The organism is Chryseobacterium joostei (assembly GCF_003815775.1).
Taxonomy (GTDB): domain Bacteria; phylum Bacteroidota; class Bacteroidia; order Flavobacteriales; family Weeksellaceae; genus Chryseobacterium; species Chryseobacterium joostei.
The window spans coordinates 2801281-2818735 of record NZ_CP033926.1; the positions used below are offsets into that span (position 1 = coordinate 2801281).

The window sequence follows — 17455 nt, forward strand, 5'->3', positions numbered from 1 at the left end:
GTGGGCCAATCAATCGAATTAAATATAGGGAGCTTTATCCCGCTATCCACTCATACTCCTCGCGCCACAGCCTTTCCATTCCCTGTCCCTATCTGCCGTCCTGCTGTGGGGTAACCGTTTCTATCGGGGCTAGTGATAGGCAATGAATAAATGGTATAATGAGTAATGATTGGGATTCCCAATCATATCATCCAATAGAAGTGGGCTCTAGTTCGTTTGTCCATTTTTATGGTATGGCACAAAAAAAAGTCTCATACACTACTGTATGAGACTTTTAAAAATAAAATAAAAACTGGCGGCGGCCTACTCTCCCGCGTTAGCAGTACCATCGGCGCTGGTGGGCTTAACTTCTGTGTTCGGAATGGGAACAGGTGAGCCCCACCGCTAAAACCACCCTAAAGGCTGTATATAAGGTTGCAGGTTAGAGGCAAAGGGATGCAGGCTTATCCTGCTTCCTAATAGCCAACATCTGCTACCTGGTTTATATTCGATAAAAACCTTCACAAAGAGGTAACCTTGCTGCACTTCCGTGCGCCATATTAGGCTATAAATCTACGGGTAATTAGTACTACTCGGCTATGACATTACTGTCTTTACACCTGTAGCCTATCAACGTCGTCATCTCCAACGACCCTTAAAAGATGTCTCATCTTGAGGCGAGTTTCGCACTTATATGCCTTCAGTGCTTATCTCTTCCAAACGTAGCTACTCAGCGGTGCACCTGGCGGTACAACTGATACACCAGAGGTTTGTTCAATTCGGTCCTCTCGTACTAGAATCAAGCCCTCTCAAACATCTAACGCCCGCAATAGATAGAGACCGAACTGTCTCACGACGTTCTGAACCCAGCTCGCGTGCCACTTTAATGGGCGAACAGCCCAACCCTTGGGACCTTCTCCAGCCCCAGGATGTGACGAGCCGACATCGAGGTGCCGAACCTCCCCGTCGATGTGAGCTCTTGGGGGAGACTAGCCTGTTATCCCCGGAGTACCTTTTATCCTATGAGCGATGGCCCTTCCATACGGAACCACCGGATCACTATGTCCTGCTTTCGCACCTGATCGACTTGTAGGTCTCACAGTCAAGCACCCTTATGCCATTACACTCTACGCACGGTTACCAAGCGTGCTGAGGGTACCTTTGAAAGCCTCCGTTACTCTTTTGGAGGCGACCACCCCAGTCAAACTACCCACCACGCAATGTCCTTCTAAAAGAAGTTAGGCTCCAAGTAAGTAAAGGGTGGTATTTCAACGTCGGCTCCACAGACACTAGCGTGCCCGCTTCAAAGCCTCCCACCTATCCTACACATTACTTACTCAAAGTCAATACGAAGTTATAGTAAAGGTTCACAGGGTCTTTTCGTCCCATTGCGGGTACTCGGCATCTTCACCGAGACTACAATTTCACAGAGCTCATGGTTGAGACAGTGCCCAGATCGTTACACCATTCGTGCAGGTCGGAACTTACCCGACAAGGAATTTCGCTACCTTAGGACCGTTATAGTTACGGCCGCCGTTTACTGGGGCTTCAGTCAATGCCTTCGGTTTAACCCTAAGCACCTTCCTTAACCTTCCAGCACCGGGCAGGTGTCAGACCCTATACTGCATCTTTCGATTTTGCAGAGTCCTGTGTTTTTGATAAACAGTCGCCTGGGCCTCTTTACTGCGGCCACCATTGCTGATGGCGTCTCTTCTCCCGAAGTTACGAGACTATTTTGCCTAGTTCCTTAACCATGATTCACTCTAGCACCTTAGGATTCTCTCCTCGACTACCTGTGTCGGTTTTGGTACGGGTTGCTTCACTTCGGCTTTTCTTGGAAGCACTTTCCCTGCAGCAGCTTCGCCCGAAGGCTAGGCCTTGACTATTCCGTCAGTCTCCAGCAGGTACGGCACTCCGTCCCCTTTTTAGTGTGAGCAAGTATGGGAATATTAACCCATTGTCCATCCACTACCCCTTTCGGGTTCGCGTTAGGTCCCGACTAACCCTCAGCTGATTAGCATGGCTGAGGAAACCTTAGTCTTTCGGTGAGCGGGTTTCTCGCCCGCTTTATCGTTACTTATGCCTACATTTTCTTTTCTATCCGCTCCACAATACCTCACAGTACTGCTTCGGCGCAAATAGAATGCTCTCCTACCAGATGTACTATAAAGTACAAATCCATAGCTTCGGTAATATGTTTATGCCCGATTATTATCCATGCCGGACCGCTCGACTAGTGAGCTGTTACGCACTCTTTAAATGAATGGCTGCTTCCAAGCCAACATCCTAGCTGTCAATGCAGTCCAACCGCGTTGCTTCAACTTAACATATATTTGGGGACCTTAGCTGTTGGTCTGGGTTCTTTCCCTCTCGGACATGGACCTTAGCACCCATGCCCTCACTGCCGTAGAACATTTATTAGCATTCGGAGTTTGTCAGGAATTGGTAGGTGGTGAAACCCCCGCATCCAATCAGTAGCTCTACCTCTAATAAACTTATATACGACGCTGCACCTAAATGCATTTCGGAGAGTACGAGCTATCTCCCAGTTTGATTGGCCTTTCACCCCTACCCACAGGTCATCCGAAGACTTTTCAACGTCAACCGGTTCGGTCCTCCACTCTGTGTTACCAGAGCTTCAACCTGCCCATGGGTAGATCACAAGGTTTCGCGTCTAATCCTACTAACTAAGCGCCCTATTCAGACTCGCTTTCGCTCCGGCTCCGGTACTTAATACCTTAACCTCGCTAGTAAAATTAACTCGTAGGCTCATTATGCAAAAGGCACGCCGTCACACCATATAGGTGCTCCGACCGCTTGTAGGCGTACGGTTTCAGGTTCTATTTCACCCTTCTATTCGAAGTGCTTTTCACCTTTCCTTCACAGTACTTGTTCACTATCGGTCTTTCAGGAGTATTTAGCCTTGGAGGATGGTCCCCCCATATTCAGACAGGATTTCACGTGTCCCGCCCTACTCATTTATCACTTAAATATGCCTTTCATATACGGGGCTATCACCCTCTACGGCCGTTCTTTCCAGAACGTTCTATTAAACATAAATTAGCTTTTGGGCTAATCCGCTTTCGCTCGCCACTACTTACGGAATCTCTTCGATTTCTTTTCCTCCGGGTACTTAGATGTTTCAGTTCTCCGGGTTTGCTCTCCAATAAATTGGAGTGACTGGTCTTCAACCAGACGGGTTGCCCCATTCGGACATCTGCGGATCAATTCGTGTGTGCCAATCCCCGCAGCTTTTCGCAGCTTACCACGTCCTTCTTCGCCTCTGAAAGCCTAGGCATCCGCCATACGCCCTTAACGATTTCTTTCCTAATAATTATATTAGTTCAGTATTTTTTGATAAATTCTCATTTATCGATATTTTTATAAACTCGGCACTCGAAAGTGCTCGGTTATCTCTTTGTGATGTCTTTACCGTTAATGTCAATGATCTTAATGTCTTCTTGTCCGTCTGATGAACAGATATTGTTTTTGGCTCTATCCGTAACTTTTAAATCAAACTTCCAAAACTGTGGAGAATAAGGGAGTCGAACCCTTGACCTCCTGCGTGCAAGGCAGGCGCTCTAGCCAGCTGAGCTAATTCCCCCTCTAGTAGACTTCAGATGTCAGATTACAGACTTTAGACCTAAATGTCTGACGTCTCATATCTGATGTCTTCCCGTCTTATAATTAGTAGTCTCGGGCAGGCTCGAACTGCCGACCTCTACATTATCAGTGTAGCGCTCTAACCAGCTGAGCTACGAGACTTTGTTATGGTAGTGAGTGATGTGTAAAAGGAAATTCCCAATTCATACATTCACTTCCCAATCTCTTTCCCTAATACTAATTTCTAGTGGGTTTTGTATTTTATATATATATCAACCAAATAAAAAACTAAAGCTTCTCTTTAAGCAAGTGCGTGTATCTTGCGATACTAATTTTGTTTATCGTCCAAAGACGCTCTAAAATGAGATGTTCCAGCCGCACCTTCCGGTACGGCTACCTTGTTACGACTTAGCCCTAGTTACCTGTTTTACCCTAGGCAGCTCCTGTTACGGTCACCGACTTCAGGTACCCCAGACTTCCATGGCTTGACGGGCGGTGTGTACAAGGCCCGGGAACGTATTCACCGCGCCATGGCTGATGCGCGATTACTAGCGATTCCAGCTTCATAGAGTCGAGTTGCAGACTCCAATCCGAACTGAGACCAGCTTTCGAGATTTGCATCACGTCACCGTGTAGCTGCCCTCTGTACTGGCCATTGTATTACGTGTGTGGCCCAAGGCGTAAGGGCCGTGATGATTTGACGTCATCCCCACCTTCCTCTCTACTTGCGTAGGCAGTCTCACTAGAGTCCCCAACTTAATGATGGCAACTAGTGACAGGGGTTGCGCTCGTTGCAGGACTTAACCTAACACCTCACGGCACGAGCTGACGACAACCATGCAGCACCTTGAAAAATGTCCGAAGAAAAGCCTATTTCTAAGCCTGTCATTTCCCATTTAAGCCTTGGTAAGGTTCCTCGCGTATCATCGAATTAAACCACATAATCCACCGCTTGTGCGGGCCCCCGTCAATTCCTTTGAGTTTCATTCTTGCGAACGTACTCCCCAGGTGGCTAACTTATCACTTTCGCTTAGTCTCTGAATCCGAAAACCCAAAAACGAGTTAGCATCGTTTACGGCGTGGACTACCAGGGTATCTAATCCTGTTCGCTCCCCACGCTTTCGTCCATCAGCGTCAGTTGTTGCTTAGTAACCTGCCTTCGCAATTGGTGTTCTAAGTAATATCTATGCATTTCACCGCTACACTACTTATTCCAGCTACTTCAACAACACTCAAGACCTGCAGTATCAATGGCAGTTTCACAGTTAAGCTGTGAGATTTCACCACTGACTTACAGATCCGCCTACGGACCCTTTAAACCCAATAAATCCGGATAACGCTTGCACCCTCCGTATTACCGCGGCTGCTGGCACGGAGTTAGCCGGTGCTTATTCGTATAGTACCTTCAGCTTCCCTCACGAGGAAAGGTTTATCCCTATACAAAAGAAGTTTACAACCCATAGGGCCGTCGTCCTTCACGCGGGATGGCTGGATCAGGCTCTCACCCATTGTCCAATATTCCTCACTGCTGCCTCCCGTAGGAGTCTGGTCCGTGTCTCAGTACCAGTGTGGGGGATCACCCTCTCAGGCCCCCTAAGGATCGTTGACTTGGTGAGCCGTTACCTCACCAACTATCTAATCCTGCGCGTGCCCATCTCTATCCACCGGAGTTTTCAATAAAAAACGATGCCGTTTCTTATATTATGGGGTATTAATCTTCCTTTCGAAAGGCTATCCCCCAGATAAAGGCAGGTTGCACACGTGTTCCGCACCCGTGCGCCGCTCTCAAGATCCCGAAGAATCTCTACCGCTCGGCTTGCATGTGTTAGGCCTCCCGCTAGCGTTCATCCTGAGCCAGGATCAAACTCTCCATTGTATGTTTGTCTGACTCACTCAAAGTTTTGACGCTTTAGTTTTTCCTTACTTGGTTGTTATATTGTATGTCAATGATCTTTATATCTTCCGCTTTTTAATGAAGCACTCTTCTCTGTCAGTGGCGCCCCATATTTGCGAGTGCAAAAGTAAAACTTTATTTTGTAATGACCAAATGTTTCTGAAATAAATTTAAAGTTTTTTAAGTAACCCTAAACTTTATCCTAAACCTCAATCAACCTACTCCTGCGCTCCCGTTTTATTGGGACTGCAAAGATACAAACTCTTTTTTATCCCGCAAGTTTTATTGACTAAAACTTGAAAGTTTTTTTTTCGCCTGTCTCTCTCGTAGTGTATAATGTTTATGCCCATCAAAGGGCTCTCTGCGCTACTGAATGTACTCTCGTTTTCAGTGGGGCAAAGATAGAAACTTATACCATACCCCGCAAGATTATTTAACATAAAGTTCATATTTGCATCCCTTTTTTCCATAAGCCCCTGGAATGCAGGGACAAAAATTTTAAACATTTGTTTGGAAGAGCGAAGGGAAGTGTGGGAGGGTTGGAGGCAGGAGGGCAAGTGGGGAGAAACGGGGGCATTTGCAGTCATTATATAAGGGATGGGGAATAGGTAATGGGTAATGGGTAATGGAAGATATCCTATTATAGTATATAAGGAGGTTGGTAATAATCCCTCTCCTACTTCTCGGGATGCCGTTTTTATTTTTTAGGCGGGACTAGGGCCAAATTTGATGGGGATTTTATATAAGTGATAGGCTAGGTGTTCACAATATATACTATAGTAGACAGTGAATAAAAAATTCCGTGGAAATTTCAATTTTTAGGATTTCCACGGAATTTTTATAAGTGAGATTATATTTTTTTCAAGACCTACAGACTTGAAAGAAAGGCTATCGTTATATTTACTATTGTTGTTCTTTATAAATAGCGCTTAAAAACTCTGCGTAAGATTTCTCTAAGCCTACAACATCACCTGATTTAAAGTTTAGACCTCCTACTCCAGAAGTATCTGGTTTAATTTTTAGGGAGGAGATCTGAAAATACAAATTTTCATCATTGCTCTTAGGTTGAACTTTTATAGTTGAACCTAAAAGTTTCTTAGTAGAAATTGTATAAACTTCTCCAGGAATAATTTTTAATTTAAAAAAAGATCGAGGTGATAAAGTATAGTCTTTTCTATTCACGTTTATTTTTTGATCTTTATCTGAAGACGCAAATATGTACATTGCTCCATTTTGACCGGTCAGTTTATCTTTTGGAGTATAATATAGGGCTACTTTATAATTAGAAGCATTAAATTCCTGGGGTGAACCATCAATATTTTCAAAAGGCTTTATGCCAAAAGTATTAGCCCCAATTTCTTTTGCTTTTTTATAGACCAATGAAAATACCATTGCATCATCTTTTGAAAACCCCTGAACTTCTACTTCACCTAAGTAGATTGCATCTGTCTCCGTTGCATCTTTTTTATATAAGAACTTATCTGAATTATCATTTGTCTTTTCAACTTTGGTCAGATAGACATTTTGTGCACTCCAAAGCTGGATACACAATACGGAAAAGATGATGGCTATATTCTTCATAATATTATTGCTGTGAAAGAACATCAACACATTCTTCAAGGCTATGCTCCCAGTGTCTTGGTTCTATTTTATAGGTTTCTTCTATTTTATCCAATGACATGGTACTTCTAACAGGTCTTTTTGCTGGTGTCGGATACTGCTCAGTAGTTAAAGGATTTAGCTTTACTGAAGATTTTGAAAATTCAGCAATTTTTTTGGCGAATTCAAACCAAGTTGTTTCAGGATAGTTTGAGAAATGGAATATTCCGAAAGTTTTATGGGGTGCTTCAATAATCTTCATGATTGCCTCGGCAAGGTCATTGGCATTGGTAGGCTGCCCAAACTGATCGGCTACGATTCCTAATTCTTCTTTTTGGGAGAATAAGTTCAACATGGTTTTAACGAAATTCTTATTAAATTCTGAATAAAGCCAAGAAGTTCTTAGTATAATAGTCTTCGGATTAATTTCTAATGCCAACTCCTCTCCTTTTCTTTTTGATTCACCATAAGCACCGATTGGATTTGTAAAATCATCTTCTGAATAAGGCAGATTTGTATCTCCATCAAAAACATAGTCTGTAGAGACGTGGATCAGGATAGATTTAAAATCTGTACATGCCTGAGCAAGATTGGCTACTCCGTCTGCATTTACAGCAAATGCCTTTTCTCTTTCTTTTTCTGCCAAATCTACTGCCGTATATGCAGAGGCATTGATACAATAGTCTGGTTTGTTATCATAGAAAAAGTCGTTTACCTGATCTTGGTTTGTAATATCCAGGGTTGTAGAGTCTGTAAATAAAAACTCGTATTGGTTTTCAAAATCGGGAGCTATTTTCCTGATACAGTTTCCTAACTGACCGTTGCTGCCTACTACTGCTATTTTTTTCATATACTATTAATTTTTAAATTGTCAAAAAATTCTTTATAAAGATATTCATTAAGAATTTTTCGCATTTTGAGATCTTAAAAACTTCACTCTTGACTGGAAGTCTTTTTGAGCTAGGTCCACATAAAATTTGTGGAATGTTTCTTTTATGTCTTCCGGATGTACTTCTGATTTTCTGGTTTTCAAGTTAAAGTAAATAACGGTTACCCAAAGTACAGCATGAACTGTTTTTTCGTCTAAGCTTTTCATCAGAATTTCAACCTTGGCTGTTCTATCCTGTATTTCGATAGTCTTGCTACTGATGACTACTTGGGTATTGTATCTTACTTCTTTCAGGTAGGCAATTTCATTTTGAATTGCAATCCATGTACAGCCGGTCTGCTTGGTATATTCTTCATAAGTAAATCCGTAGAATGTCTCTACATGATCTTCTCTGGCATTGAACATATAATCAAGATATTTCACATTGTTCAGATGTCCAATAGGATCACAATCACTAAACCTAACCTTTACCGTAGTTGATACTTCTTTTTCCATTCCGCAAAAATAAAAAAACCGCCTCTAAAAGAGACGGTTGGTTTTATAAATCTTTGTTAATTTGCTGAAATTATTGAATTCCTAATTCTTTTTTAACAGCTGCAGTAGCATCAGCTCCTGCTTTGTAAAGGAATGCTGGTGAATTTGCATCCATAATGTAGTCATAACCATTAGCTTTTGCTACTTTTTCAACTGCATCGTTCAATTTTTTCTCAATCGGTCCGAAAGCTACTTCTTGTTTAGCTTGTAGGTCTTTTTGAGCTTTGTCCTGCATTTGAGCTATTTCTTCCTGCATTTTTTGTAATTCTGCTTCTCTAGCTTTGTTTTCGTCTGCAGTTTTCTTTGGAGCTTCTTCGCTATACTGCTTTAATTTGGCTTGTCCAGCATCTGCTTTTTTCTTAATCTCAGCTTGCTTAGTATCTAAGAATGTCTTAAGATCAGCATCTGCTTTTTTCTTTTCAGGCATTGCATTAAGAACTCCCAATACATCTAAAGTAGCCATTTTTTGAGCCTTTGCCATACCTACAGAAACAAACATCATCACTGCTGCAAATAATACACTTAATTTTTTCATAATTGGTAAATAAATAATTTAATTTGTTTTTAGATTTTAAATTTAAGTAAAAGTTAATTAAAAAATTACTTTTTACTTTTGGTACTAGTTTTATCTTTCTTATCTGTTCCTTTCAGTAAAATAGTTAATACTTTTTCTGTATAATCATATTTTCCCTGAAGAAAAATAACACTAATGTTATTGCTTTTATCAAGAACTATGCCCAATCCGTTTTTTTCGGACATTGTTTTAATTGCTCCCCATATCTGATCCTGAAATGGTAAAACAAGGTTTGTTCTTAGTTTCGTAATTTCACCGTTGGCTCCAAAACGTAAGCTTGTAGTTGTTTTGATGTTTTTATCAAGGTCTACAACCTCTTTTTCTCTAAGCTTTAATTGATCCCCTATCAATAACACTTTTTCACTTTCGAATGCCGCTTTTTTCCTTTCATATTCTGACTGCATGTTCTGAAGTTCAGACTGCCAGGTATCAATTTGAGAATTCAATCTCGCTTCGGCTTCTTTATACTGAGGTAATTTATTTAAAATTTCATTAGTATCTACTACTCCTATTTTTTGGGCATTTGAAAATCCAAAAAGCAAAAGTAATACAAAAGTGATGGTTATTTTAAAGTTCTTCATATTAATAATTATAACGATTGGTTCATCAAGAAGTGGTTTCTCCATCCAGATGGATCTCCTGATAGAGTTTTATCAAATCCGTAAGCGAAGTCAAATCCGATTAATCCGAATGCTCCCATATAAACTCTTACTCCGACCCCTACTGATCTTTTCAGCTGGAATGGGTTATAATTACCCCAAGAGTTCCAAACGTTACCTCCTTCTGCAAAAGTTAATGCATAAATTTTAGCCGTTTGGTTCAATGAAATCGGATATCTTAATTCCAGTGTAAATCTGTTATAGATTGTACCCCCACCTTTTTGGGTAATATCAGTTGATTCTCCACCGTATGTACTGGCATTCTCATATCCTCTTAAAGGAATTAGCTCTCTACCGTCATATCTACCTCCGAATAATCCTGTACCTCCTACATAGAATCTTTCAAATGGCGGTGCACCAAGGTTTTTGTTGTAACCATCCATGAATCCCATTTCAGCAGAAGATCTTAATACCAATTTTCCGATGATTTCGTTATATACATCAGCCTTGAACTTAATTTTGTAGAATTCCATCCACTTATATTTGTCAACAGGCTTCATTGTAGAGTAATCTTTATTGCTGAACAATGAGTATGGTGGCGTTAACTTCGCAGAAAGTTCAATATTGGAACCCATTGTTGGGAAGATAGGGTCTATCCCAGCAGAGTTTCTACTTAAACCTAAATTGATACTGAAATTATTTGCATTTCCATAGTATTCTGTAGTTTCCCCAAACTGGAATGGGTAATTATTAAAGTCATACTTCTGGAACTGTATTCCTGTATATAGGGAGAAATAATCATCCGGCCAGTTCAATAGTCTGTTTAAACCTACTGATGCCGAGAATATATTTAGTTTCTGGGATCCTCCAAGTCCGTCGCTGTATTTTACTCTTGAGTTATTCAAACTTACAGAAAGTGCAGTTGGTCTTGTACCGAACAACCAAGGTTCCGTAAATGATACTCCGTAGTTCTGGAAATATTGTCCTGCCTGTACCTGAATAGAGAAAGTTTGCCCATCTCCCTGTGGTACTGGTTTAAAATCCTTAAATTTAAGGAAGTTTCTTAATGAGAAGTTATTAAACGTTAACCCCAAGGTTCCGATAAAACTATTTCCTCCATATCCAGCCTGAAGCTGAACCTGAGAAGATCCTTTTTCTACCAGTTTCCAATTGATATCTACAGTATTATCCTGTTGGTTAGGCTGAATATCTTGTCCCACCTGTTGTGGATCAAAGAATGACATACCTGCCAAATCAAAATACGTTCTTTTGATTTCTGTTTTTTTGAAAAGCTCACCTGGTTTTGTTCTTAAAGCTCTAAGAACTACGTGGTCATGGGTAGTTGTATTCCCCTGCCATGTTACTTTATTCCAAGTTGCCTGCTCTCCTTCGTTAATTCTAACTTCAAGGTTTACAGCGTCTCCTGAAACTGATTTTTCAACTGGTGTTACGTTGGAGAAAAGATAACCATTATTCATGTATACTGACTTGATATCAGAATCATCTTCCTTACCACCGTCTTCTCCTACTTTTTTGTTGAATCCTACTGCATCGTAAATATCTCCTTTCTTATATCCCAGCAGTCTCTGTAGATATTCTGTAGAGTATACTGTATTACCTGTAAATGTAATGTCTCCGATATAGTATTTTTTACCTTCGTTAAGCTTTACATTGATCTCATAGTTATTTCTTTTATTTCTCCATACAGAGTCAGAAACTATTTTTGCGTCTCTATACCCTAAAGAGTTATAATAATTAACCAAGCTTTGCTTATCTTCCTGATATTTTTCTTCAATGAATTTTGAAGACTTCAAGATCCCACCAATTCCGAAACGTCTTTGTTTTGTTTCTTTAAAAGCTTTATTTCTAAGCTTTCTATCGGTTACGCTTGTGTTTCCTTCAAATTCAATATGATCAATTTTGATCTTTCTTCCTTTGTCTACATTAATGGTCCAATCTACCAAAGAAGGATCTCCGGCATTGATTTTATCCTCGATACTGATTTTTGCGTCAGCAAAACCTTTTTTAATATAGTCTTTTGGGATGTTCGTCTTAAGACTTGAAACGAGGTTTTGAGTAATCTTTGTTCCCGGCTTCAGATTGTTGTCTTTAGCTAGTTTTTCATTTTTAGATTTCCCTATTCCTTTGCCCTTGAATTTTACTTCTCCAAGTTCCTTCAGATCCTGAAGATAGAATTTAAGAACGACTGTCTGTCCTTCAATACTTTGAACGTATACTTCCACTTCAGAAAAAGATTGGGTATCCCAAAGCTTTTTAACAGCATTACTGATCTTCTGTCCTGGAATGTCTACGCTTTCTCCTTTAGATAAGCCTGTAAATCTTAAGATCTGAGCTGGTGTATATTTTTTCACCCCATCTACAACGATGTCTTTAAGTGTATAAGTGCCTACCTCATTTTCTGTGTGTACAGCATTACTTACTTTGGTGCTGTCCTGTGGAGTTACTTGTCCATAAAAATGCGCAGAAGCAGCAAACATAATGATGGGTAATAGTCTAAACTTCATTTTATCGAGTCTTTCTTTTCTTTTAAATTTATTGGCCTTGTATCTGCTCTCCGGTTAATCCGTATCTTCTTTCCTTATTTTGATAATCTACAATACATTGGAAGAAAATATCTTTAGTGAAATCCGGCCATAGAACATTTAAAAACTGTAATTCAGCATAAGCAATCTGCCAAAGGAGGAAGTTACTTATCCTGATTTCGCCACTTGTTCTGATCAGTAAATCTACTGGAGGAAAATTCTTGGTATAGAGATAATCTTCGAATAGTTTTTCATCAATATTCTCTACGTCTACTTTTCCTTCTTTTACATCAGAACTTATATTTTTTACGGCTTCCAGTATTTCATTTTGTGAGCCATAGCTTATCGCTAATACAAGGTTTCCTTTTGTGTTTTCTTTTGTAAGATCCATCACACGCTGCAACTGCTCTCTTACTAAAGTAGGCAGTTTATTCAGGTTTCCTATTACATGCATTCTTAACCCTTTGCTAAAGATCTCTTCTGCTTCAAGCAGTAAAGTTTCTACAAGCAGATTCATAAGGGTGCTCACTTCTTCAGCCGGACGACTCCAGTTTTCTGAAGAGAACGTATAAAGTGTTAAATAGGGGATATTGATCTCATTACATGCATTAATTGCATTTCTTACAGCATTAATGGCATTTTTGTGACCGAAGGTTCTGTCTTCGCCACGAGATTTTGCCCATCTTCCATTGCCATCCATAATGATGGCTACGTGTTTCGGTAAATTCTCAGAATTTATTTTATTTTTAATCAACGACATATTAATCACAATAACATGGAGGTCTTCCAAACGAGAAAGTCAATCCTAAACTGAATGTATTCATCCAGTCATTAGATCTATCATCTCCAATATTTCTCTTTTTAATAAACTCTTCTTCTCTTTCTTTAGCAACAGCATAATAATTACCTGACTGTAATAAGGAACCCCCTGTAGCCGGATCCAAGATATCGGCATTAAATGAATTCTTTACATCACTGGAAAGGATCTTACTGTGATCAAGCTGATCTGTTAATGTATATCTAAAGGTTGCTTCTGCAAATATAGCCCAAGTATGGTTAAATTTATACTTTAAACCTACCCCAAAAGGGATATGCATGGTAACTTTTTTTCCTAACGTGTATTCGGTTGTTGTTTTAAAGTCCATTTCATTGATTGGAGCTAGCGCCACACCATCTGCATCTCTTCTGAAGTCATTCACAAGATTAGCTTTAGGTGCATCAAACATTAAGGCACCTACACCTCCAAAAATATATGGGCTTACCATACTTACCTGTTCGTTATTTATAGGGAAAAAGTTATATTCAAACATTAAACTTGCCTCATACACGTTATTTTTACCGTATGAGTTTCTATTTCTTCTATATTCTTCTTTCGCAGCTTTATCACTAAACTGAATTTGGTTGTATCCTAAATCCAATCTAATAGTTTGATGCGGGTTAAAATTAAATCTATATAATATTCCTCCATAAAATGGGATACCCCAATCCGATATTCTATTTAAATCCAACGGCTTTTGTAAAATATAATTTGTTCTTCCTACATCTCCCACTAGGTTACTCATACCTAGACGAACTCCCAATTCGTTTCTTTGAGCTTTAACACTCACCACTCCAAGGAAGGCAAGGAAGCTAAACAATAATTTTTTATTCATAAAAGAATATGGATTTATGGTTATTTTAAAATTTAATTTTTGCAAATATAAAACATTTTTATATTAATGATAATCTTAATGTTTAGTTAAAAATAAACAAAAAAACATAATTTGTTATAAAGTAAACGGCAAAGTGGCAAAAATATTCTTTTTTTCATAGAATGAAAAAAAATAAAGTATGAAAAAACCCCCATCGAATGAGGGTTTAAGGCTCTATTTTTTATTAAACATTCTTTGCATCCTGTTCCGTATTCTGATTAACAGTGGTTCTTTGTAATTTTTATCTTCATCAAAATAGCCATATCCATAACCATAGCCGTAACCATATCCATAGCCATATCCCTGCTTCGTAGCATAATCATTATAAATAAGTCCTAAATGCTCAATCTCATTATTATGATATTTCTCTGTAATCATTCTTAGCATATACTTTTCAGTATACTCGTGGCGAACAATGTAAATATTTGCATCGGAATATTTCATAAGTTCATAGGAGTCTGCTACTAATCCCACTGGCGGAGAATCTATGATAATAAAGTCATATATTTCTCTCAGCTTTTCTATAAACTTAATATTTCTTTGGCTCATTAATAACTCTGACGGGTTGGGTGGAATAGGTCCTGAAGTTGCAACATCAAGATTTGGTATCTTAGTCTTATTCACGATCTGGTCAATATCCACTTCTCCCGTAAGGTAGTTTGAAATACCATATTTATTATCAATTTTGAAATCTCCAAAGATTTTAGGCTTTCGAAGGTCCATTCCCAATAGGATTGTTTTTTTGTCACTTAGTCCTAGTACCGATGCAAGATTGATGGATACATAGGTTTTCCCCTCACCCCCTACGGAAGATGTTATCAGGATTACCTTACCTTTTTCACTTTCATTGGTCATTAGGAATCTAACGCTCGCTCTGATACCTCTAAAGGCTTCTGAAACAGACGATTTTGGCTGTTCCAAAACCGTCAGCATATTTTCATTACTGTTGTTTCCGATCACTCCAAGAAGTGGAATTTTCGTTGCGCTTAGTAATTCCTTAATATTCCTAATCTTATTATCAAGCAGTTCACCAATTAAAATAAATAATATAGGAAGCAATAGCATTCCAAATATTATTCCAGCCTTTGTTGTTTTAACGTTCGGGCTTATAGGTCCCTGTCCTAAATTCTTGGCTGGGTCAATTACACTAATGTCAGACTGGTTTGTTGCTACATTCAGTTGTGCCTCATTCTGTCTATTCAAAAGACTGTTGTATGTAGCTTCAATCATATTATAGCCTCTTTCTGCATCAAGATATTTTCTTTCCTTTTCAGGATAGGTTGTCAAATCTGAATTTGCACCAGAAACTTCACGATCAATTCTGTTGATCTCATCATAATATTTAGTGTAATACCCTTTTAAACTATTGAAAGATCCGGTTCTTGCTTCATTAATAAGCCTGTTCACCTCTTTCATTGGTTCAGAATTTGGCTTGTAGATTGATGCCAATTCTGATCTCTTGGTATATAGAGCCTTAAGTTCGCTTACAGAGGCAGAAAACATTCCATCTTCAAAACCTGCTGCATTGGTAGCAATCATTTTATCAAAGTTCTGAGACTGAAGTGTATTTTTAATATTATTCAGCGAACTTATTTTACTTACAAGATCTGCCTTTTTCGCTTCAAGATCTTTTATTTTTTCCAGAGATTTTTCATCTCTGTCTTTAATATTGTATAGCTTCTCTGATGTTTTCAGGTAGTTTAAGACAACGGCAGCTGAGTCCAGTTTCTTACGAATATCGTTTAGATTATTTTGTAGATAAGCTGTTGTATTTTTATTAACAATGTTTTTATCCTCCAGTCTCTTTTTTTGAAGTTCTGCAACTGATTTATTAAGAAAGTTTACAGTACTGTTAAGATTGTACCCTTTCTTGGTGATTACCATAATGGTGCTAATCTCTTTGTCAAAATTTACAGATATGGTTGATACAATATCGGTAACACTTTGGTTAATTGGACTTAGATTAATAATAATATTATCCTGTTTAATATTAGGCGTAACCGGATTTTGAATTAGCTTGAATCTTAGATTGGGAGAGTTATACCATTCGTTAACTTTTACGATCTTATTTCCCGGTCTGTTGTAGGGGGTAATATTCTGAAACCCCTCTGTTTCATAGCTATACAAGCTTGTAGACTGGCCCTCTTTCGGAAGTACAACTTCATAGGCTCCATTACCTTTTGGGACCAACGTAATCGGATAGTTAACTTGCTGAAGATGTTTTTTGTCAACTTCAATAAAAACCGGAGAATCATCCTTATCCAAATAAGTAGATTTGATAAGACCCTTGGTAGAATAGTTCACAAAAAGATTTAATTCTTTAACCAAAAATTCATTGTGCGATCTTGAAAAAAGCATTTTCTTCAGGTAGACCCCATCCTGGTTTCCTCCCTGTCCCCAGATGAAGTTAATTGACTGATTGGGACTAAAATAACTTGATGTATTATTGGATATACTCAGAGATAGCTCTGAAGAGTATACATTCTGGGCATAGTATTTACTGTATACCCAAGAAATGGCATAGCCTATAATAAACATATAAACAAACCAATACCAATTTTTAAGTATTCTTCTTAAAAAATGTTCAATATCAAACAATGCAAAAGACCCATACTTTTCTTTTGGGGTTTCACTTTTTCCTACTTGAGTTTCTTTTCCTGGAATCATGGATTAAAGTCTTTGTAGGATTGTATATAAAGTTAATGCCGTCGTAATTGCTGTAACACCTGTCAATAAAGTCTGTATAGGATCTTTTCCGAATCCGTTCAAGCTTTTCTTTCTTGTATTAAGATAGATTTCGTCTCCATTCTGAATATAGTAGTATGGAGAATTCATCAGGTCTTCGCGGGTAAGATCTATTTTAGCTATTTTGATTCCTTCCGGAAGCTTTCTGTGAATAACAACATCTTTTTTGTCGATAGTTCTGTTCAAACCTCCGTTGATAGCTAATGCCTCAGTAATGGTAAGGGTATTTTTATGAGCCACTTTTTCACCTGAAAGTCCTGTTGATTCCACATCACCAAGGATATAATAAGTGATTCCGTCAGTATTTAATCTTACTTCAGATTTTCCCTCCTGGAAGTTTTCGTTTACCTTACCTTGTATTTCTTTTGTGATATCATCAAGCGTTCTTCCCTCAGCCTTGATGTATCCTATTCCGAATACATTAATATCGCCGTTGGAATCCACTTTCAAACCATTAAAATAGAAATTGACATTTCCTCCGGCGCCTGATGCGCCACCTGCTCCTCCTGAAGTAACATTACTCACGGCTCCTCCACCTGCTCCTCCAGAAGTATTCAGGGAAGAATAAAACTGTGCAGCATCTCCTTTGGGAGTGGTAACAATATTAAGGTTAAGGATGTCATTTTTTGTAATTCTGTAGATAGGAATATTGTAGGGAACAAGACCTTCTTCGTTAATTACAAGACTTTCACTTGGCTGTAAATATCTTACATCTTTTGTAGTGATGCACGAGGTAACCAGGAAAGGTAATAATATTAAAAATAAATACTTAAAGTTCTTCATCATATTTGAATATTGGTTACAA

The 17455-nt window shown here is 38.9% G+C and carries 10 protein-coding genes, 2 tRNA genes and 3 rRNA genes; all 15 read right to left on the reverse strand.

The window, feature by feature from the left end; translation table 11 throughout:
* Positions 1–290: 290 nt before the first annotated feature.
* A 5S ribosomal RNA gene (gene rrf, locus EG359_RS12735) occupies positions 291–398 on the reverse strand.
* Positions 399–542: 144 nt separating this feature from the next.
* A 23S ribosomal RNA gene (locus tag EG359_RS12740) occupies positions 543–3305 on the reverse strand.
* A 204-nt stretch (positions 3306–3509) separates the two neighbouring features.
* Positions 3510–3583 (reverse strand) — tRNA-Ala (locus EG359_RS12745).
* 87 nt (positions 3584–3670) lie between these two features.
* Positions 3671–3744: transfer RNA gene (locus tag EG359_RS12750), tRNA-Ile, on the reverse strand.
* Positions 3745–3941: 197 nt separating this feature from the next.
* Positions 3942–5458: ribosomal RNA gene (locus EG359_RS12755) — 16S ribosomal RNA — on the reverse strand.
* The 16S, 23S and 5S rRNA genes sit together here with 2 tRNA genes alongside, the layout of an rRNA operon.
* A gap of 921 nt (positions 5459–6379) precedes the next feature.
* Entirely contained in the window at positions 6380–7057 is a 678-nt protein-coding gene (locus EG359_RS12760; protein ID WP_076357163.1) for a hypothetical protein, read from the reverse strand.
* Between the two features lie 4 nt (positions 7058–7061).
* Positions 7062–7925: a dTDP-4-dehydrorhamnose reductase gene (rfbD, locus tag EG359_RS12765; protein WP_076356789.1), complete on the reverse strand. Its 864-nt coding sequence runs from the start codon at positions 7923–7925 to the stop codon at positions 7062–7064.
* Between the two features lie 48 nt (positions 7926–7973).
* A complete protein-coding gene (locus tag EG359_RS12770; RefSeq protein ID WP_076356791.1) occupies positions 7974–8459 on the reverse strand; it encodes an acyl-CoA thioesterase in 486 nt (161 codons plus the stop codon).
* 70 nt (positions 8460–8529) lie between these two features.
* Positions 8530–9033, reverse strand: a complete 504-nt coding sequence (locus EG359_RS12775; protein ID WP_076356793.1) for an OmpH family outer membrane protein — start codon at positions 9031–9033, stop codon at positions 8530–8532.
* Positions 9034–9098: 65 nt separating this feature from the next.
* Positions 9099–9653, reverse strand: a complete 555-nt coding sequence (locus EG359_RS12780) for an OmpH family outer membrane protein (RefSeq protein WP_076357165.1) — start codon at positions 9651–9653, stop codon at positions 9099–9101.
* Between the two features lie 8 nt (positions 9654–9661).
* Positions 9662–12196 (reverse strand): BamA/OMP85 family outer membrane protein, encoded by a 2535-nt coding sequence (locus tag EG359_RS12785; RefSeq protein ID WP_076356795.1) that lies wholly within the window; start codon positions 12194–12196, stop codon positions 9662–9664.
* Between the two features lie 28 nt (positions 12197–12224).
* A complete protein-coding gene (locus EG359_RS12790) occupies positions 12225–12974 on the reverse strand; it encodes an isoprenyl transferase (protein WP_076356797.1) in 750 nt (249 codons plus the stop codon).
* A gap of 1 nt (position 12975) precedes the next feature.
* Positions 12976–13866 carry a type IX secretion system protein PorG gene (porG, locus tag EG359_RS12795; RefSeq protein ID WP_076356799.1) on the reverse strand — a complete coding sequence of 297 codons (891 nt, stop codon included), beginning with the start codon at positions 13864–13866 and terminating at the stop codon, positions 12976–12978.
* Between the two features lie 213 nt (positions 13867–14079).
* The gene (locus tag EG359_RS12800) at positions 14080–16572 is read right to left on the reverse strand and encodes an exopolysaccharide transport family protein (RefSeq protein WP_076356801.1); all 2493 of its coding nucleotides are present in this window, start codon (positions 16570–16572) and stop codon (positions 14080–14082) included.
* A 3-nt stretch (positions 16573–16575) separates the two neighbouring features.
* Positions 16576–17436 carry a polysaccharide biosynthesis/export family protein gene (locus EG359_RS12805; RefSeq protein ID WP_076356803.1) on the reverse strand — a complete coding sequence of 287 codons (861 nt, stop codon included), beginning with the start codon at positions 17434–17436 and terminating at the stop codon, positions 16576–16578.
* Positions 17437–17455 lie beyond the last annotated feature (19 nt).